General features: G+C 48.7%; 10 protein-coding genes. All 10 read left to right on the top strand.

The genetic code is table 11. The features are described from left to right. Positions 1 to 169: 169 nt before the first annotated feature. The 10 genes from DN748_RS01895 (at position 170) to DN748_RS01850 (ending at position 20,512) form a co-directional block, all read left to right on the top strand. A complete protein-coding gene (locus DN748_RS01895; RefSeq protein WP_112370052.1) occupies positions 170 to 4,138 on the top strand; it encodes a hybrid sensor histidine kinase/response regulator transcription factor in 3,969 nt (1,322 codons plus the stop codon). A gap of 236 nt (positions 4,139 to 4,374) precedes the next feature. Then, complete coding sequence (locus tag DN748_RS01890; protein ID WP_112370051.1) at positions 4,375 to 7,404, top strand: SusC/RagA family TonB-linked outer membrane protein; 3,030 nt, start codon at positions 4,375 to 4,377, stop codon at positions 7,402 to 7,404. Between the two features lie 13 nt (positions 7,405 to 7,417). After that, positions 7,418 to 9,067 (top strand): RagB/SusD family nutrient uptake outer membrane protein, encoded by a 1,650-nt coding sequence (locus DN748_RS01885; RefSeq protein ID WP_112370050.1) that lies wholly within the window; start codon positions 7,418 to 7,420, stop codon positions 9,065 to 9,067. A 109-nt stretch (positions 9,068 to 9,176) separates the two neighbouring features. Next, the gene (locus tag DN748_RS01880; RefSeq protein ID WP_112370049.1) at positions 9,177 to 10,403 is read left to right on the top strand and encodes a SusE domain-containing protein; all 1,227 of its coding nucleotides are present in this window, start codon (positions 9,177 to 9,179) and stop codon (positions 10,401 to 10,403) included. A 71-nt stretch (positions 10,404 to 10,474) separates the two neighbouring features. Then, positions 10,475 to 12,031: a DUF4832 domain-containing protein gene (locus DN748_RS01875; protein WP_112370103.1), complete on the top strand. Its 1,557-nt coding sequence runs from the start codon at positions 10,475 to 10,477 to the stop codon at positions 12,029 to 12,031. Positions 12,032 to 12,062: 31 nt separating this feature from the next. Then, the gene (locus DN748_RS01870; RefSeq protein ID WP_112370048.1) at positions 12,063 to 13,175 is read left to right on the top strand and encodes an alginate lyase family protein; all 1,113 of its coding nucleotides are present in this window, start codon (positions 12,063 to 12,065) and stop codon (positions 13,173 to 13,175) included. Between the two features lie 81 nt (positions 13,176 to 13,256). After that, the gene (locus tag DN748_RS01865) at positions 13,257 to 14,402 is read left to right on the top strand and encodes a glycoside hydrolase family 88/105 protein (protein ID WP_112370047.1); all 1,146 of its coding nucleotides are present in this window, start codon (positions 13,257 to 13,259) and stop codon (positions 14,400 to 14,402) included. A gap of 220 nt (positions 14,403 to 14,622) precedes the next feature. Continuing rightward, the gene (locus DN748_RS01860) at positions 14,623 to 15,195 is read left to right on the top strand and encodes an RNA polymerase sigma-70 factor (RefSeq protein ID WP_112370046.1); all 573 of its coding nucleotides are present in this window, start codon (positions 14,623 to 14,625) and stop codon (positions 15,193 to 15,195) included. 642 nt (positions 15,196 to 15,837) lie between these two features. Then, on the top strand, positions 15,838 to 17,019 hold the full coding sequence (locus DN748_RS01855; RefSeq protein WP_112370045.1) for a FecR family protein: 1,182 nt from the start codon (positions 15,838 to 15,840) through the stop codon (positions 17,017 to 17,019). A gap of 196 nt (positions 17,020 to 17,215) precedes the next feature. After that, positions 17,216 to 20,512: a SusC/RagA family TonB-linked outer membrane protein gene (locus DN748_RS01850; protein ID WP_201741392.1), complete on the top strand. Its 3,297-nt coding sequence runs from the start codon at positions 17,216 to 17,218 to the stop codon at positions 20,510 to 20,512. Positions 20,513 to 20,516 lie beyond the last annotated feature (4 nt).

Genomic DNA, 20,516 nt, shown 5'->3' with positions numbered 1-20,516 from the left:
CATTCTAAAAAACCTTAAAAAAAAGAATCTGTAAAACACTTTTTTACTAAGTTAGCAACGGATTGACATTAATGTTTAATCGATGAGATTGGTCTTCAACGTTGTTCTTTTTATTTTATGTGCAAAATCTGCTTTTGCGATTCAGCTATCAGACTATCGTTTTCATAAAATGAAAGAGACTTCGTATTACGGAGGGATACACAGTATAACCAAAGATAGCATAGGAAGAATATGGTTTAGCGGATACGATGCCTTGTTTGTGTACGATGGCAATTCCTTTGTTCAAATGAATGACCTGGTCACATGTCATTCACCCATGTCGCACTGGACCTACGGGCAGGTCATTACAGATAAATCCGGACAATTATATGTAGCTACGAATCACGGGCTGTTACATTTTGATTATCAGACTAAAAAGTTTGATCGTGTTCTGGATGGCAATATGGGCGCACTGACTTCCGGAACAGACGGTTCGGTCTGGATGATCAGGAACAACAAGGTGGAATCCTTTTATCCCGCCCCTGCCGACATAAAAAGACACCCTCTGCCGGATAGTGTAATACCAACAGTATTGAGGGAAAGCCGGAAATCCGTTTTTGTGGCCTCGGAAAGGAAATTATATGAATGGAATGATCAAACAGAAAGATATATCCTGTTTGCCGACCTTGGTAGTTCAGGTTCCTGGATAAGAGACATTCTGGAGTTTGACGGTAGTACATATATCCTTACGGATACAGATGGGCTCTATGTGTGTGACGGTAACGGACAGGTTACAAAACATTACACACTGCATCCGGAATATGGGAAATCCACGCAAGCCAAACAGCTGTATCTCGATACCACCGGAATCGTATGGATAGCTACCCAGTCGGGACTCTTTCTTTTCGATCCCCTGACGGAAGAGATGCGCCTGTTGCGTTCCAATCTTCACTATCCCTATTCTTTGCCCAATAATTCGGTATGGTGCATTTATCCCGATCCCGATGGAGGGGTATGGATCGGCACTTATGGAGGCAAACTGGCTTATATGTCCTTTTCTGACAATGATATTAATTATTTCAAGGCAACCTCGGGAGGCCTGAATCACCCCATTGTCAGCTGTTTTGAGGAAGATAAGCAGGGTAATTTGTGGATCGGCACCGAAGGAGGAGGGGTCAATTACTGGAACAGGAAAACCGATCAGTTCTCGTATTACACCGGGGAGAATAATACCGGTATTACCTCCAACCTGATCAAGACGCTGCATTACGACAGGGCAAAGGAGATTTTGCGGGTAGCTACATTCAACGGAGGCATGAGGCAATTTGACAACAGAAAGCAGCATTTTGTCGATTTACAGATGTATTTGCCCGGAACTTCAAAACCATTGAGCGTTTACGATTTTGCCCCTGAAGGGAACAGGGGAGTATGGATGACGAACCCGGACGCAGAACTGGTATACAAAGACTGGGAAAAGGGAACTACGGAAAACGTGATTATTACCGATGCCGAAGGCAAGGTAGTAGACATGAATATCGAAACACTGTTCCTGGACAATGACGGCAGGCTGTGGCTGATGACCTATGAAGGACTCTATATTGTTGATATACACACGAGGCGTATCGAAAAACATTATTACCTGGACAATGCTCCGTACCGGGTAAATAACCTCTATTCGTATTGCATTGCCTCAGATTCGACCGTGTGGCTGGGAACTCATGGAGGAGGTATCAACAGGCTGGGTAAAGACGGGAGTTATGTGAATTTCGGAGAAGAAGACGGCTTGTTCGGGAAAACGGTTTTCGGTATACTGGAAGACACCACAACAGGAGACATATGGTTCAGCACCAACGACGGATTGTATTACTATGATTGCAGCAACAGGAAAATAGTGAAATCCCATATAGATAGTCCCGACCTGTGCGGAGCGTTTTATGTACGATCCTGTTTTAAAACATCAAAAGGAGAAATGCTGTTCGGGGGCACCGATGGCTTTATCATGTTTACTCCTGCCAATATAAAACAGAACAATCTGAAGCCCAGGGTTTTTTTTACCGGCTTACTGATCAACAACAAAAAGATCATCCCCGGAGACCGCGACTCTCCAATAGATCGGGATATTTCCACGCTGTCCTATTCCGGAAACCGGGGCAACAGGATTGAGTTATCCCATAAACAGTCTAATATTGAAATACGCGTATCTGCCAACAGTTATCTCCAGGCTGCCAAAAACCAGTATGCATATAGGATGCTCGGTCTTTCAGATCATTGGTATGTCTTACCTCAGGGTCAGAAATCGGTACAGTTCTTTAATCTGCCCCCGGGAGAATATGAGTTTGAAATAAAGGCAGCAAACAATGATGGCCTGTGGGGAGACCATGTTTCTTCCCTGTATTTCGAAATATCCCCTTCACCCTTTCTGTCCGGATGGGCCTATACCGTCTATGCCCTGTTGTTCCTGGGAATAGCCTATGTAATCTGGATGTATTTTACCAATAAGAAAATATTCAGGCACCGTCTTAGGATGGAGCAGCTCAAGGAGCAGAACATGAGAAGGCTTACCCAGGCTCGTATCAATTTTTTTACCAATATTTCCCACGATCTCAAAACACCCCTTACCCTGGTGATGGACCCTTTAAAGCAACTGAAGGAGCTTTTGCCCGGACAAAAGGCTCCGGGCGCCAATGCCTATGTGAGCCTGATAGAGAACAATGTAAACCGGATTCAGAGAATGATAAGCCAGTTGCTCCAGTTCAGGGAAATAGAAAGCCAGAAAATAACCCTTGATGAAAAGCCCGGCGACCTCATACGGTATATATCGGACATATTTTCACTGTTCCGTACGTATGCCGGGAAAAGAGGTATTACAACAGAAATGAATACTGAAATAGAGCAATTCCATACCCGATTTGATCACGATGTCATAGAGAAAATTTTCACCAATTTGTTTTCCAATGCTATAAAATACAATATGCCTAACGGATATGTAGGGGTCAGAATCAGTACAGTATCCCGGGAACAACGCATCAACCTTGAAATTTCGGAAAGGCCCGATGCCGGGTATATTGCCGTGGCTATTACCAATACCGGTACTGCCATCCCCGACGATAAGAAAGAAGCGATCTTCGAGTCGTTTAACAGGTTGATATCCGGTAAGCCCGCGTTCGAAAAGGGCACAGGACTGGGGCTGGCAATTGTCAGGGAACTGGTGGACTATCTCGGAGGCAGGATATCTTTGAATTCCGGTACCTCAGAGGTAACCTTTACCATAGTCCTGCCCTTTGCCCGGAGTATAGCAGAGACAGATAACAATATTCCTGCCTATGAACATACGATTTCCGAGATAGCATATATCATGGCCGGATCGGCAGAAACCGTTCCTCCCGGGAAAAACAGGCGTAAAGCATACAGTGTCGTTGTTATGGAAGACGATCCTGAACTGAGAGAATATATGAAGCAGCAGTTGTCGGAATATTATAATGTATATACGGCAGTCAATGGGCAGGAAGGTATCCGTATGGCAGAAAAAATTTTCCCCCGGGTAGTGATCACCGACCTGATGATGCCGGAGGCAGACGGATTTGATGTCTGCCGGAAATTACGTTCCCACATTAAGACCAGTCATATCCCGATTGTGGTTTTGTCTGCTCTCGGCGAAAACACACAAAACAAGATCAAGGCCCTCGAAAGCGGGGCCAATGTATTTCTGAATAAGCCTTTTGATATGAAATACCTCATACAGCAAATAGGCAACCTGATCGAAAACCAGAACAGAATGAAGGAATGGTACAGCAAAAAATATACGGCCCAGCCTTCCAAAGTGACCATTTCATCTACCGATGAGCAATTGCTGGGTGCCGCCTTGAAACACATTGAAGACAATATTGGCAATATGGATTACAACGTTGAATCCTTTGTTTCAGACATGGGCATCGGGCGTACCCTGCTGTATCAGAAAATGAACGATATCCTCGGCATGTCTATCAAGGAGTTTATCATGGACATACGTCTCAAGCGGTCGGCGCAGTTACTCCGGGACTCAGATCTTACCATTTCCGAAATATCTTACGCTACAGGGTTTAAGAATCCCAAATATTTCAGTACATGCTTCAGGAAACAATATAATGTAACCCCTTCGGAATTCAGAAATCAGTTATAAAAACTGCTTTTTTTTACTTAATAATCAAAGCATTGGCTTTTCCGTACAAAATAGAACCATTTCTGTACAAATCCGTACCGCAAAAATAATCCGCATCATCTACATTTGACCCCGTACCCCTTTTGCTACTCATGAGGATCGTCATCTTCCGGTACTGCCGGGGTGAGAAGTGATCTCATGTATATTTTCGAGTATTGACCAATGACCAAATCACAAATTATTAAAACCAAACTTATATGTTAAACAGAATTCATGTAAAGCTAAGAGACTGCTTTGTGCTTACGGTTTTCCTCTTCGTGTCGGCAACCTGTAGCTATGCACAGCAGGATCGTATTAAGATCACCGGAAAAGTGCTCGATGAGCATGGAGTATCGCTTCTCGGGGTCAATGTACTGGTGAAAGGTACTAATACCGGTACCGTCACCGATTTTGACGGGAATTACGAGCTGGAGGCTACTGCAAATGCCATCCTGGTCTTTTCTTATGTCGGCTACAGTAGTCTCGAGGTGGAGGCAGATCCCTCAGGCGTGGTAGACGTTACCATGAAGGAAGATATGTCGCAGCTGGAAGAAGTAGTAGTTGTAGGATATGGAAAAGTACGGAAAAAGGACCTCACAGGCGGACTTTCAGTAGTGGGTAAAGAGAAACTGAAAATGGTTTCCGGTAACAACCTTATGGACCGCCTGACCGGTCAGGTAGCGGGATTGAATATTACTGCGTCCAACGCTGCTCCGGGACAGGACCAGGGCATACTTATCCGGGGAGTGAATTCACTTTCCGCCAATAACGACCCCCTGATTGTTCTGGATGGTATACCGTACAGTGGTTCGTTATCAGACCTGGACCCCAATATTATTGATAACCTTTCTATACTGAAAGATGCCTCTGCAGTGGCTATATATGGGGCAAGAGGGTCTAACGGAGTTATTCTCATACAAACCAAAAGAGGGGTAGAAGGAAAACCACAGGTCACCTACAGGGGACAGTTCGGTATGGCCGAGCCCATGCAGCGGATAGATGTGATGGGCCCCAACGAATACATAAGGCTCAAACAGGATATCGGTCGTCTAAAACACGGATATACCGGAGATCAGCTTGATCCCCTTGCCGGAGACATTATCAGCATCAGCGAGCGGGAAAACTATGCCAATGGCATCACACACGACTGGCAGGATTACGTATTTCAGAAAGGCTATACCATGGATCACCAGGTCACCGTTTCGGGGGGTACTTCCAGTACCAAGTACCTGGCGTCCATTTCCCACCTGGACCAGGAAGGTGTAGTGTATAATTCCCAGCTTCAGCGTACCAACATCTCCACAAATATAGACCAGGAGTTCAACGACTGGCTTACCATAGGAGTAGGCAGCCAGTTCATACAGAAGGAAACCGGCGGAGTCACTCCCAATATCGAGCATGCCATAAAGCAGAGCCCGTACGGAAAATACAAAGATGAAGCAGGATATTATATTACGGAACCCATGGAGTATTCCCTGATCACCAATCCCATGATCAATGTAAATGCCGACCAGGACGTTACAAGCCGTAACTTTTTTCTAAGTGCCTATGCCAGTATACTGCTGCCGGTAAAGGGGCTCTCTTTCCGTTCCAATTACGGTTACAACTACCGCAGCGGATTTTCCGGGACATATTACGGCCGTGATACCTTTGCAGGGAGGGAGCAGGCCGGACTCATAGGAGGAAAAGCCAGTATTTCCAACAACCATTATACCGATTATACCTGGGAGAACATTCTCCGGTACGAACTGAAAACCGGCGATCATAGCCTGGACGCCACAGGGCTGTTCAGTATGCAGGAAACCAGGAGCACAAGTGCCTCCCAAAGCGGAGAAGGATTTGTGACCGATGATTCCGGCTATCATATGATGGATACTGCAGAGCGTAACCAGACTATCGCATCAGGACTTTCCGAAACCTCGTTGTTATCGTATATGCTCCGCCTCAATTACGCTTATAAAGGTAAATATATGGCTACGGTAACCGGGCGTACTGACGGCTCTTCGGTTTTCGGGGAAAATAACAAATACGCCTTTTTCCCTTCTGCCGCACTGGCCTGGCAGATTGGAGACGAGCCTTTTATAAAAGACCATGTATCATGGATAGACCTGCTGAAGCTCAGAGTGTCTTACGGGGCCAACGGCAACCAGGCAATTACCGCCTACAGAACCCTTGACCGGCTTTATTCCAATGTAAAATATATATGGGGCGATGGCGGTACACCGGTAAATACGGCCTACCTCGCCAGCGACGGTATCGGGAATCCCAACCTGAAATGGGAAACCACCTATTCGGCTAATATTGGTGTCGATTTCCAGTTTTTCAATAACCGTCTCGGCGGTACCCTCGAAATGTACCTTTCCAATACCCATGACCTGCTCATGATACGTACAGTACCTATCATGAACGGATATAGCAGGATTTGGGACAACATAGGGCAAACACGTAACAAGGGGATAGAAATAGCTCTGAATTCGGTGAATATCAACGGGGAGGATTTTCGCTGGACTACCGATCTGAACTTCTCATTAAACCGCGATAAGATCGTGGCGCTCAGGGGAGACAATATGGATGACCTCGGGAATAACTGGTTCATAGGGAAACCCCTGAGGGTGTATTACGATTACAACATGACCGGGATCTGGCAGGAAGGTGATGAATATTTCTATACCGATGCCGATGGTAACCAGCGGGAAGTACAGACAGGGGCTACTCCCGGGTCGGCCAGACTGGAAGACGTAGACGGAAACGGTTATATCAATACCGACGACCGCAAGATCATAGGATCGAGATTGCCCGATTTCAGAATGTCCATGGGGCACAGGTTCAGTTACCGTAATTTTTATGCCTCCGTGCTGATGAACGGTGTATTCGGTGTATGGCGCGACGATCACATGGCCAATATGGGGGCCTGGACCTTCGGGATCACCAACTATGTACACGGGGCCGACTACTGGACCCCCGAAAATCCCGATGCCGGTATCGTTTCTCCGGGATACGTGAATAATTTCGGGCATGGCTACTATAAAAAGGTCTCCTATGTACAGCTCAAGAATATCACCTTCGGGTATAGCATGGGGCCGGAAATGGCAAGGAAATTGGGCCTCAGCGGCATCGATGTCAATGTCAGTGTCAATAATGCCCATACTTTTTCCAATATAAGGCAGGTACTCAATTACGACAACAGCTGGATGGCTTCATATCCTACCGCCAGGTCTTATATGCTGGGATTAAATTTAACCTTCTAAACCAAAACGCGATATGAAAATAAAGAGATACCTGAAAACATGGCTTATGGTGGCGACCGCAATCAGCACCACCGCATGCAGCGATTTTCTCGAAGAAGATTTCAAGTCAGAACTGTCACCGAACAATACCTTCACCAGTACCTACGGTTTTGAAGTAGGTATCACGGGTTTATATGCGCTTACCCGTTCAGAATACAATACCTGGGGTGAAGGAGGAGGATTTATTCACAATGGAGCCTGTCCCTATGAAGCATTACAGGTAGGCACCGATATTGCCGACCTCGGGTACGGAGATGCCTCCCTCACCGCCTTCGGCAATCTTACCATGACCTCCGAAGAGCAGTTCGTGGGCACTTACTGGAGATGGGCATACAGCCTGGTGTCCTCCTCCAATGAGATCCTGCTTTTTTCAGAGAAGAATACCAACTGGGACCAGCCTTCAGACAAGGAGCTCTTCCAGGCCCAGGCCCGTTTTTTCCGGGCCTATGCCTACAGGACGCTTATTTATCTCTACGGAGATGTACCTTATGTAGAGACGATACAGTACGATTTTCAGCTCAACTTTACCCGTACTCCCAAAGAAGAAGTACTGGAACATATCATAGACGATCTGGAATTCGCTGCCGGGTACCTGCCGGAAAACCCCGATAGCGTCAAGCCCGGAAAGCTTACCAAATGGGCGGCATATCACCTGCTCAGCGAAATGTACCTCATGCAGGGATCGTATACCCTCGCAGAAGAGGCCGCCCTCGAAGTGATCAACAGCGGGTATTTCGAGCTGATGAAAACACGGTTCGGAGTAGCGGAAGACGAACCCGGAGATGTGTTCAGTGATCTCTTCCTGGAAAACAACCAGAACAGGAGCAGTGGCAATAAGGAAAGTATATGGGTACTGCAGTTTGAATTCAACAATATCGGGGGAGGTACCAATTCTGACGACTGGACCCGGAGAGCCTGGAACCCCAAGTATATGAATATTACCGGTTTTATCCTGGCCGATACGCTCGGTGGCCGCGGACTGGCACAGATCGTTCCCATGCAGTGGTGGGTGGGTACTCAGGGCACCAATGCCACGGGCGACGAGGCAGGGATTTTTGATGATACCGATATCAGGAACTCCAATTACAACATCAAGCGCAACTGGTATTACAACAATCCCGGTGAAACCGCCCTTTACGGTAAAAGGGCCGGCATTACCGACGAGACCTGGCATACCACCAATACATTGTTTCCGGCCCTGACCAAATTCTTTTACGGTAGGGAAGAAAACCTGAGCCTTACCGGGAGTTATAAAGACCGGATGAAATTCCGCCTGGCAGAGACCTACCTCCTGCTTGCCGAGGCCTATCTCGGGCAGAACAATCCCGCGAAAGCGGCCGAAGCGGTGAACGAAGTACGCCTTCGGGCCGGTGCACCGCTGGTCAGTGAAGGTGAAATGACGATGGATTTCCTGCTCGATGAACGGATCAGGGAACTGGTAGGCGAAGAAAGCCGCCGTTTTACACTGGTGCGTACCCATAAACTGGTTGACCGGGTAAAGGCGCATAACGAGGCTTTGAAAGACAAGATCAGGAATTACCACAACCTGTGGCCGGTTCCTCAGGAGATCATCAATTCCAACCGTGATATGGAATTTCCCCAGAACCCCGGTTACGAGAATTGATGCCCCTCTTTTTGATTTAACCGGCACGTTGAAAAACATAAGCCCGGAAGGACGCAAAAACACCAGGGCATGGCTAAAGTCCTTCCATGCCCAATAAAACCTGATACCGATGAAAAAAATACAATTTCTATACAGAATATTGCTCCTGTGGGGGCTTTCCCTTGCTGCTGTCTCCTGCGATCAGAGTATTAACGACATAGAAAAGACAGAAGAACAGCTGGAGCTGTCGGCTTCCGCTACCGATATCGCATTAGACGGAGACCGCCTCAAAGAGGATATACTGACATTGCAGTGGACCGATGCCAGGGTGGTACCCGGCGACGATTACATGCTTACTTACACCACTAAGCTGGACGTGGTTGGAAATAATTTTGGCACATCAACCACGATCCTCAATTATGAAGACGAAGGAGTGTACAGCAGGAGTTTTACCTCGGAGCAGTTGCAGAACTGGGCCAATGAAAAATGGGAGCTTCCCCCCAATGAGCTGTTCACCCTTGAGTTCCGGGTAATAGCCGAATGGGAAGGAGGAAGTGCATTCCAGGCCCCTGAAGTACGCACGGTATCCGTAAATGTACAACCAGTAAAAACCGTGGTTTTTGACGCCGATAAGGTATTCCTGGACGGTAGTGTGTTGAGTAATACCGGCAGGCAGGAAATGAGCCGCACCCTGGAAAATCTCAATCAATTCGCATATCTCGCAGATCTTCAGTCCGGAGAACTGCAGATCCCCGTGGAATTCGAAGGAGAAACGAATTACATCTGCCCCGCAGACGGTAACGGAACCCTGAAAGATGGAGAAGCCGTAGATGTCACCATGCGGGATACGCCCGTATCCTGGAACATAGAAACCCCCGGAGAATACCGCATTGTGGTTAATATGCAAACGGCGAAAGCGACTATTTATTCTCCTGAAAAGGCCTTGCAACCCCTGAATGTAGACTGGAAAAACGATGCAGGTGAAACAGAAACCACCGAGATCACCGACCTCTGGATGCACGGGGCTATTAACAGCTGGGGTGCCCCCATAAAATGTAATGCAACCGTAAGTGTGGCAGATCCCCAGGTGCTGGTGTATACCGGGGGACAAACCGGAAAAGCAAAATTCATAGTGTACGGAGGAACCGATAATAACAAAAACCTCGCCTACGCGTTCAGTTGTCCGCCCGAGTCTGATGATACAGGTCTGGAACAGGTGCTTCCCCTCGATAAAGTGTCCGACCTGTATGGCAGTTCCTCACGAGGCCAGCGAAACTCCTATTATACCATTCCTGCCGGGGCCAATATCGTAATCCTCGATCTGAGGCATAATACCATACTGGCACAGAAAAGATAGTTAGACCTTCATGAGGCATGTATATACCTCTTATCGTAAATATGAAATCAATAAATATCAAAACTGAAAAAATGATAAAATACCTGTTTGTCCTAATAGCGAGCGTTCAGTTGCTGGCCTGTTCGTCCTGTTCGTCCAAAGACGATGAGAGCGATCCGGAAACGTACCAGGGGAACAACACCCTGGTAAAACCCCGTTACAACCGAAGTTCTGTACTGCATAACCCTCTGAACGGGTGGGTGATGTATGCGGCGCGTGATGCAGACCCTTCGTACTGGGATACGGAATATTACGTGTCAGACCTCGGTATGAGCGTCAAGGCCTCCGACTATGCCTCGGCCTGTTATATACGAACCAGCTGGGCTTCGCTGAATCCTGCCGATGGCGTTTATGCCTGGGAAAACCCGGATTCCGGTATCGGAAAACTGATTCGCGGAGCCGAAGAAAGAGGGCTGCCTATAGCATTCCGTATCGTGGTAGACGGACGCGACCAGGGCATGAATACCCCACAGTTCGTGTTCGATGCCGGGGCGGAGTATTACCTCGAAGACAGCAGGTTTCCCGACCGCAGAACTCCCTATCCGCAGGACCCTGTTTTCCAGCAATATTACACCAGGTTCATAGAGGCCTTCGGAGAAGCCTTCAACGATCCTGCACATACTGCATTTATCGATGCCTACGGACTGGGAAAATGGGGAGAGGCGCATAATGTTATTTATGAAGACCCCGCTACGGCTACGGCTGAGAGTACCGAACGCCTGAAAAGTGAAGTCTTTGAGTGGGTGACCGATCTGTATGTCCGCTGCTTTAGCGAAGTCCCCCTGGTGATCAACTACCACCGCCTGGTGGGGCATCCGGAGAGCTGGGGCTCGCCCAATGAGAACAGTGATAAATTATTGACCGATGCCATAAACAAGGGGTACATCATCAGGCAGGATGCTTTTGGTATGACCGATTATTACGGCGACTGGGAAAAACAGTTTGCCCGGTCATGGAAACACAAATGTCCGATCATTATGGAAGGCGGGTGGATCACTACCGGGACACACCGCTATTGGACCGATTCCAGCGGTAAATACCGCGAAGGACACCCGGAAGATGTGCGACAGGGAGAGTTTGAGGCTTCTGCAGAGGCCGGTGTGAATATGATGGATTTTCGCGTAGGCGAAGTACGGTCGTGGTTCGAGAACAGTTTCTCCCTTGTGCAGCGTTTTATTTCCGAAGGCGGGTATCGCCTGTATCCAGACCGGGTATACCTTCCGGAAAAAATCAGCGCCGGAGACCGAACGGTAATCACCCATCGCTGGAGGAATACCGGGTGGGGATATTTCCCCAATAATATCCCGCAGTGGAATTATAAGTACAAGGTAGCCTTTGCCCTCCTGGATGCCGACGATCAGGTAGTGAAAGTCTTTGTAGATGAGAAGAGCGAACCTTCAGAATGGCTTAAAGACACCCCTTCATCATACGATTTTGAGGTAGATGTAGACCTGGATGCAGGAAAGTATACCTGGGCCGTAGCTATTGTCGATACTTCCGAAGATAACCATCCGGCCATTAACCTGGCGGTCAATGAAGAGATCACCGCAAAGGGCTGGGTAAAACTCATGGACCTCCAGGTAGAATAATGCATTTGAGAAATGATAAAATAATCACAGTATGAACAGATTGATTTTTAGTTTTATAAGTGTTTTTATCACAGCCGTTACGGCTGTTGGGCCCGGTACCGGGAACGATCTTCCCCCGGGGGGCTCCGCCATGCACCCTGAAGATCAGATCGATTATGTAAAGCGACAGCTCAGGGAGAAGAACGAACCCTATACCACAGCATTCGGTCAGTTAAAGCAAAAGGCAGATGCAGCTTTCGGGATTTCCCACCATGCGATAGAAGATTTTTCAGTCCCGGGCTTTTACCAGGATAAGGAAAATCATCGCAGGCTGTCACTGGGGTTACAGGTTGACGCCATTTCGGCCTATAGCTGTGCCCTGGTCTGGAAGTTTACGGGGAAGCGTAAATATGCCGACAAGGCCCTGTACTTCCTGAATGCCTGGGCGTCTGTAAACAAAACATATTCTGAGATGGACGGCTCCCTGGTCATGTCCTATTCCGGTACAGCCCTGCTGTTTGCCGCCAACCTCCTGAAAGATTATAAGAACTGGAAACCCGAAGCCCGACAGCAGTTTGCCGTATGGACCAGGGAGGTTTTTCGCGATGCGGCAAACAGTATCCGGTTCAGGAACAACAATTCCGGAGACTGGTCCCGTTTTGCCTCGCTGCTGGCCAATGTCTATCTCGGGGATCGGGCAGACTTTGCGGAAAACGTACGTCTTATCAAAAGCGATCTTTTTGATAAAATAGCCCCGGACGGGCATATGACAGAAGAGGTGAAACGGGAGAAAAACGGTATATGGTACACCTACTTTTCCCTGGCGCCACTAACAGCATCGATGTGGGTGATCTATAATCATACCGGTGAGAATCAGTTTTATCTCGAAAAAGACGGTGCTTCCGTAAAAAAGGCTCTCGATTATCTGCTGTATTACAACCAGAACCCCGGCCAGTGGAAATATTTTAAAGATCCCGTAACAGGAAGCCTGCAATCCAGGTACGGCTTCTGGCCGGCCAACCTGCTGGAGGCCATGAGTGGGGTGTATAATAACCCGGCATATTCCGGGTATACCACATCCCATCGTCCGCTGATATATGCCGAACACGATTACGCCTGGGTATTTCCTACGCTTATGCCCGTGAGTCTGAAAGGATATGAATAATCCGGTTTCTAAAACTTAAACCCTAACAGTTTCCGGGTGGTTTTGATGTGTTGATAAATGAAATTAAAAAAAAAGAAAAGAATGAAATTAACATTAAGGATATTAATGTTCGTATTTGCTATGTGGTATCCTGCTCCGGGCGTATCCGCCGGAAACACAATGTCACCGGAACCCCCTTTTAAATCAGAGGAGATACTCAGTATCATGCACCGGGTAGCAGATTGGCAGCTTCGTGCCTGGGACAGAGAGGGATATGGGTATGGCAGGGCCGATTGGGTCAATTCGGCCTGTTATACGGGGCTGTATGCTACCGGGGTACTGGAAGGTGGTGAAAAGTACCTGCATGCACTACTGGATATAGGGAACAAACTAAACTGGGATACGGGCCATCGCCGGTTTTATGCCGATGATTACTGTATCGGGCAGACCTATGCGCAGCTCTATATGACGTATGGTGATAAAAAAATGATCACATCTTTTACGCGTCAGGCAGACAGTATTATCGGCAAACCGAACGACGAGCCCCTGCACTGGGGAAACAATATCCAGTACCGGGAATGGGCCTGGTGCGACGCCTTGTTTATGGGACCGCCTTCATTGGCATACCTTAGTACGGCTACAGGAAATCCCGAATATCTGAATGTGGCGTGCAGGTTGTGGTGGAAAACCACCGACTTTCTGTACGATGAGAAGGAAAAACTCTATTTCCGCGATGGCAGTTATTTTGGTCAAAAAGAAAAGAACGGGGCTAAAGTATTCTGGTCCAGGGGCAACGGATGGGTTGTCAGCGGACTGGCAAGGGTGCTGGAAAACATGCCATCAGACCATCCCGACCGGGTGCGGTTCGAAAAACTGTTCAAAGCGATGATGAAACGGCTGGCTTCCCTGCAACAACCCGACGGGAGTTGGCATACCTCCCTGCTCGATCCTCAAAGCTATCCGGTAAAGGAAATGAGTGGAACCGGTTTTTTCTGCCATGCCTTTACCTGGGGCATCAACCGCGGGCTGCTCGATGAGTCTACATATCTTCCCGTTGTCAGAAAAGCATGGAAAGTCCTGGTTTCCGCTGTGCGAGAAGACGGCAAACTCGGCTATGTGCAGCCCGTAGGAGCCAGCCCGGGCAAGGTGGATGCCGATAGTACCGAGGCCTATGGGGTAGGGGCATTCCTGCTGGCTGGAGCAGAGCTATACAAGCATATGATCAATAAGGATGCAACGGAGCAATAGGGCTGCGGTTGTGGTGCTCGTTTGCAAAACGCACCGCTCCCCGCAGTAGTAAGTTAAGTAAACTTTATGTTTGCATTAACTTCATTCCGCACACTGTTTTTTGTATTTTTTTTAAACTAAATTTGGGATTTACCGGGTAAATCTATAAATTACCCTGGGTGTAATTGTGATATTCTTAAAAGATCAAGGGTTTGCCTGCTAATTACATGAAAATAATCCCATGAATGAAAATACCGCCATCCACAGACTTCGCAAAGGGGATGAAAAAGCTTTTCGATGGCTTTTTGAGGTGTATTATGCAGATATATTCCTCTATTCGAGGAGTATCGTAAAGACAGAAGAACAGGCAGAGGAGATCACCCAGGAGGTCTTCCTCAAGGTCTGGCTCAAGCGAAGCGAGATCGTCCCGGACAAATCTTTCCGGGCTTTTTTGTTTACCATCGCCAGGCATTTCTGCTTTAATTTCCTGAAAAAGGCAGCCTCCGACCGCTTGCGTATAGCCGATATCTTTTACGTCAGTCAGAAAACGGAGAAGGCTACCGATTACGATCTCATAGATGAGGAATATATGCATATGGGCCGGCAGGCCATAGCCCGGTTACCTCCCAAATGCCGGCTGATCTTCAATATGTCGAGGGAAGACGGAAAATCGTACCGGCAGATCAGTGAAGAACTCGGGATCTCCGTCAATACCGTAAAATTCCAGATGAACATCGCATTGAAAAAGATCCGTTCCTTTCTCCATTTACATTCCGATATCCTGGTATTATTGCTCTTCTTTGAAGCTTTCTGAATACTGGTGCGCTGGTGCTCGTTTGTAACGAGTACCGGACCGTTCTTCGCTTTCGCTGCGCTCCGCTACCCATGACGTATCTATCCTAAGTTACTCCATCTCAAAGACTCCCCTCTTCAGATGAAGAGGGGTGGGCAGCTCCGCTGGCCGGGGAGTTTTGACAGGCCTGAACTTTGGTGTATATACCCAAACGTTTGGTATTATCCTTATGATCCGGGCTTTCAAAACCCTCCGTCTCATCGAAGATGAGCCACCTCCCTTCGTCTGAAGGGAGGAGTTATGTATAGGTGTATCACATTTGATAAATGAAGACTAAAGCGTCATCTCCATTGATGCGGTTGTTCAAATGTTAGTTCTCTGAATGACATTGTTGTCATTCCGACGAAAGGAGAACCCCGAAGGGCTCAACGCAGTTAAATCTCCGGTCTTGCGTTATGCTGTTGACTTTCCTTTGATCTGGGGTTGAGATTCTTCGCCTTCGCTGCGCTCCGCTCTGAATGACAGGGGGGGAGTTGTTTTTTTACATATAAAAAACATTTTATAGTATTAATTATGAGTGAATTATAAAATTTAACATTTCCCCTTTTAGTAGTGCTTCCCATCGGTGTTGTATCACAGGTATAGCAGACGAATCAGAACGCAATGGATCAGAACGAACACATCCGGGATCTTTTCAGGAAGTTTATAAAGGAAGAATGCAGCCCGGAAGAGGTCGGGGAGCTCCTGGAGTTTTTACGCGGGAACCCGGAATTTAACCCGCTGCCCGGTGATGATGCCGACAGGGCGCGGATAGCCCCGGAAGAACTTTTTGAAATACAGGAACGCACCGGAATGCAATACGACAGGTTGCAGCAGCTTATCGCAGACCGCTCCCGCGGAGCGGCCGGGAAGCCGTTCCGTAAACGCCGTATCGCCCGGGCGGCCACCGTGCTTTGCAGTGTGGGCATCGTCCTTTTCGGCAGCTGGTGGTTTTTGCTGCGGGAACAATCCGGGCCTGGCCAGCCCTGGCCCGGCGAGGAGATCGTGCTGGAAACCGCGGGAGAAAAGAGGGTGCTGAAAGAACAGGACAGTGTCCTGATCACCTCCCGGAACTCCGGGGTCATCGGTGTGCAGAGAGGAAACCGCTTAGACCTGACGGCAGCAGGCCCCGGGCCGGCCTCCGGAAAAGAAATGCTGCGTCTATACGTGCCCTATGGCAGGAAATTCAACCTGTTGCTTCCCGATAGTACCGAAGTGTACCTCAATGCAGGGTCTTCCATCACCTTCCCCTCCGTTTTCGACGGGACTTACAGGGAAGTGGCCCTTGACGGGGAAGCGTATTTCGATGTCAGTCACAATGCCCGACAACCGTTCAGGGTAAAAGCCGAAGCCTTACAGGTGGAGGTACTGGGTACGCGGTTCAACGTATTGTCGTATCCGGAAGACGAAGCGATAAAAGTGGCTTTGGTACAAGGAAAAGTGGCCCTGGAGCATCAGGGAAATGCCCGGAAAGTATATCTGACCCCCGGCAAACTGGGCACCTACAGGAAAGATACGGGGCAGACGGTAGTAACCGAAGAAGACCTCTCCTATTATACTTCTTGGAAAGACGGTAAACTGGCATTCCGGAACATGAGCCTGAAAAATATCTTTAAGAAACTGGAGCGGCAATACAACGTCAGCATAAAGATCGAAGATTCCGGGCTGGCCGAAAAGCAGTTCTATGTCCATTTCAAGGCAGAACCCCTCGTCAATATCCTGGAATACTTTAAAAAAGCCTACGGGCTTCACTATACCTATACCGACCGGAAAAATATTGTAATAACCTCTAAAACAGAAATATGATATAACAAAAACTGTATTCAGAAGCTGTCCGTAAGACAGCTGCCCAGATAGCTAAAAACGGGGAATGTTGGCCCATTCCCCGCAGAAAAAATGGCTAATTATTCATTAACCGAAAAATAGAATTTATAAAAGTATGAAAAAAAGATTTTTTCACGCAATAAAGCCGCCTGTGGCTTTGTTAAATCTTGAGCTTAAAATGAAGCTTTTTATCCTGCTGTTGTTTCTTTCCCTGTTCGGCTTACAGGCCAGTAACTCCTATTCACAGAAGCGGATTACCCTGAAAATGAACAATGTGACGGTCTCCGAGGTCTTACAGGCCATAGAAAGAGAGACTGATTTTCGCTTTGCCTTTAAGAAAGAAGATGTAAACCTGGACCGGAAACTTACGGTAAACATGCAGGACGTCACCATAGACAGTCTCCTGCGGCAGGTATTCAGGGACCGTCCCGTAGAAATACAGATCTTCGATACCCAGATTTTTTTGACAGGAAATCCGGCAGGTAACACCGGTTCTCCCAACAACCGGGAGCAGCAGGCGATCTCGGTAAAGGGTACGGTAACAGATGCCGAAACCGACATCCCCATCCCGGGTGCCAGTGTAGTAGAGTTGGGTACGGATAACGGGATACAGACCGATTTTGACGGAAAATTTTCCATTGCGGTCCCTTCCGATGCTACCCTTGAGATCAGTTTTCTTGGGTATGCCACCCAGCGGATATCCGTGGAGGGCAGGACCGAAATCACCGTAGCGCTCGAAGTGTCGGAGGAAGCCCTCGAAGAAGTAGTGGTGGTCGGTTTCGGGACACAGCGAAAGATCAGCCTGGTAGGGGCCCAGTCTACCGTAAAGGCGGAAGACCTGCAAAACCCCGTGGCCAATCTTACCAATTCCATGGTGGGGCGGTTGTCCGGGGTTATCGGTGTACAGCGCACCGGCGAACCGGGTTTTGACGATTCCGATATCTGGATCAGGGGCATATCCACTTTCAGCCAGGGACTGAGCAAGCCGCTTATCCTTGTAGACGGGGTGCCACGTTCCATGTCTAACGTAGACCCCGAAGACATCGAGAGCTTTACGGTACTGAAAGATGCCTCCGCTACGGCGGTATACGGTGTACGGGGTGCGAACGGGGTGGTGATCATCACCACCAAAAAGGGGAAGCCCGGAAAACCGAAATTTTCCCTGCGTTATTACGAGGGGCTCACCCAATTTACCAAACTGCCCGAATTTGCAGACGGGCCTACCTATATGCGTATGTCTAACGAAGCCATCGCCAACCGGGGAGGTGTGCCCATCTACAGCGAAGACGAGATCCGGATGACTGCCGAAGGTACCGACCCGTACCTGTACCCGAATGTAGACTGGATGAGCGAACTCTTTAACGACTTCGGGCACCAGAGAAGGGCCAATCTCAATATTAACGGGGGGTCTGAAAATGCCACCTTTTATGTAGGGCTGGGATATTTCGACGAAGTGGGGCTGTATAAACAGGGCGATGTGCAGTACGACAACCAGGTAGGTTTCAAGCGTTATAACCTTACGTCCAACCTCGAGATCAGAGCTTCTGAAACCACCACGGTAAACCTCGGGATACAGGGATACCTGGCCAATGCCAATTATCCCGGCTCGGGGCAGGGCACCATTTTTTCCAATGCGTTTTACATGACCCCCGTGGTGCACCCGGTCATGTACGAAAACGGCGAGATAGCAGACCAGCGCCAGGGAAGCCTGGCCAATCCGTATGCCCATCTCACCCGTACCGGGTATGCCAACCAGTGGAGGAACCAGCTGTTCTCCAATTTGCGGGTTACCCAGAAGATTCCTTATGTAAAAGGCTTATCGGCCACCGCCATGTTCTCCTTCGATGTGTACAACTACACCAGCATGCGAAGAACAAAACGGCCGGACACCTACCTCGCTACCGGCCGTGACGAAGACGGCAATATGATGTATGAAGAGACTTACCGGGGCGAGCGCTACCTGAGCTTTTCCCGCAACAGCAACGGGGAGCGCACCATCTACTGGGAGGCCGCCCTGAATTACGACCGCACCTTTGACGAAAAGCACCAGGTTACCGGGATGTTCCTCTTCAATAAAAGCGACCGTTTAGATTCGCAGGCGGGAGATTTCAACAGCTCGCTGCCCTACCGCTACCTCGGTTTTTCCGGAAGGGGCACCTACGGCTATGACAACCGGTATTTTGCCGAACTCAATTTCGGGTATAACGGTTCCGAGAATTTCAACCCCGACAACCGCTTCGGCTTTTTCCCTTCTGTCGGGCTCGGCTGGGTGCTGAGTGAAGAGAAGTTTTTCGAGCCCCTGCGCGAGGCCGTCCCGATGCTGAAGTTCCGTTTCAGTCACGGAAAAGTGGGGAACAGCCAGATTACGGGCCGCCGCTTTGCCTACCTGACCACCATAAAGGAAACTGGGGGCTACTCTTACGGCCGCGAGCGCAACAATAATTACGACGGCTATGATATCGGGGAGTACGGTGTGGATGTGGCCTGGGAAACCGCCGTAAAAACCAACCTCGGGCTCGATATATATACCCTGGGGAGCGATCTGAACCTGCAGGTCGATTTCTTTAAGGAAAGACGGGAAGGCATATTTCTCAACAGGGAAGCCGTTCCGGCGTATGTAGGCCTGCAGAGCGCCCCTTTCGGGAACCTCGGGATCATCGAGAACAAGGGGGTTGACGGTTCCTTTACCTATTCGAAACGCTGGAATGATTTTTATATTCAGGCCCTCGGTAACTTTACCTTCAGCAGGAATGAGATCATCGAGAATGACAAGCCCGTACCTTCCTACCCGTGGATGGACCAGAGAGGACAAAAGGTGGGGCAGCGGTTCGGTTACAATGCCCTCGGGCTGTTCGAAACACAGGAAGAGATCGACAACGGCCCGCTGCACCCGGGACTGGTACAGCCGGGAGATATAAAATTCCAGGATGTGAATGGGGACGGCCTTATCAATGATTTTGATAAGATCCCCATAGGCTACGGTACCATTCCCGAGATCGTATACGGGTTCGGGCTTACCGTAGGGTATAAGCAATGGTCGCTGTCTACCTTGTTCCAGGGCGTGGGCAATGTCGATATATTCGCCAACGGCGAAGGCGTGGTGCCCTTTCCCGTTTCCATGAGCAGGGGCAACCTCCTCAGCAATATAGACAACCGGTGGACGGAAGAAGACCCGCGGCAGGATGTCTTCTATCCCCGCCTTTCCGACGGTTCGCCCAACAGCAATTACGAATCCAGTACCTGGTGGGTAAAAAACGGGCGCTATCTGCGGCTGAAAAACGCACAGCTCAACTACCAGCTCTCCGACGACCTGACCTCGCGGATAGGCTTTGATAATGTCACCTTTTTCCTGTCCGGTTACAACCTCCTTACGTGGAGCCCATTCGACCTCTGGGACGTGGAACTGGGCGACGGGCGCGGAGCGGCATATCCGAATGTGTCCACCTTTGCACTTGGAGTTGACTTAAAATTTTAAAAAA

The organism is Sinomicrobium soli, from assembly GCF_003285545.1.
GTDB lineage: Bacteria > Bacteroidota > Bacteroidia > Flavobacteriales > Flavobacteriaceae > Sinomicrobium.
The sequence above is the reverse complement of the archived record's forward strand: the minus strand, read 5'-3'. Positions and strand labels throughout refer to the sequence as shown.

What these genes read in the sequence shown, in the direction of transcription:
- DN748_RS01870 (WP_112370048.1), top strand. Translation starts at nt 12,063, where the DNA reads ATGAACAGATTGATTTTTAGTTTTATAAGTGTTTTTATCACAGCCGTT.
- DN748_RS01850 (WP_201741392.1), top strand. Translation starts at nt 17,216, where the DNA reads ATGAAGCTTTTTATCCTGCTGTTGTTTCTTTCCCTGTTCGGCTTACAG.
- DN748_RS01880 (WP_112370049.1), top strand. Translation starts at nt 9,177, where the DNA reads ATGAAAAAAATACAATTTCTATACAGAATATTGCTCCTGTGGGGGCTT.
- DN748_RS01890 (WP_112370051.1), top strand. Translation starts at nt 4,375, where the DNA reads ATGTTAAACAGAATTCATGTAAAGCTAAGAGACTGCTTTGTGCTTACG.
- DN748_RS01855 (WP_112370045.1), top strand. Translation starts at nt 15,838, where the DNA reads ATGGATCAGAACGAACACATCCGGGATCTTTTCAGGAAGTTTATAAAG.
- DN748_RS01860 (WP_112370046.1), top strand. Translation starts at nt 14,623, where the DNA reads ATGAATGAAAATACCGCCATCCACAGACTTCGCAAAGGGGATGAAAAA.
- DN748_RS01865 (WP_112370047.1), top strand. Translation starts at nt 13,257, where the DNA reads ATGAAATTAACATTAAGGATATTAATGTTCGTATTTGCTATGTGGTAT.
- DN748_RS01875 (WP_112370103.1), top strand. Translation starts at nt 10,475, where the DNA reads ATGATAAAATACCTGTTTGTCCTAATAGCGAGCGTTCAGTTGCTGGCC.
- DN748_RS01885 (WP_112370050.1), top strand. Translation starts at nt 7,418, where the DNA reads ATGAAAATAAAGAGATACCTGAAAACATGGCTTATGGTGGCGACCGCA.
- DN748_RS01895 (WP_112370052.1), top strand. Translation starts at nt 170, where the DNA reads ATGAAAGAGACTTCGTATTACGGAGGGATACACAGTATAACCAAAGAT.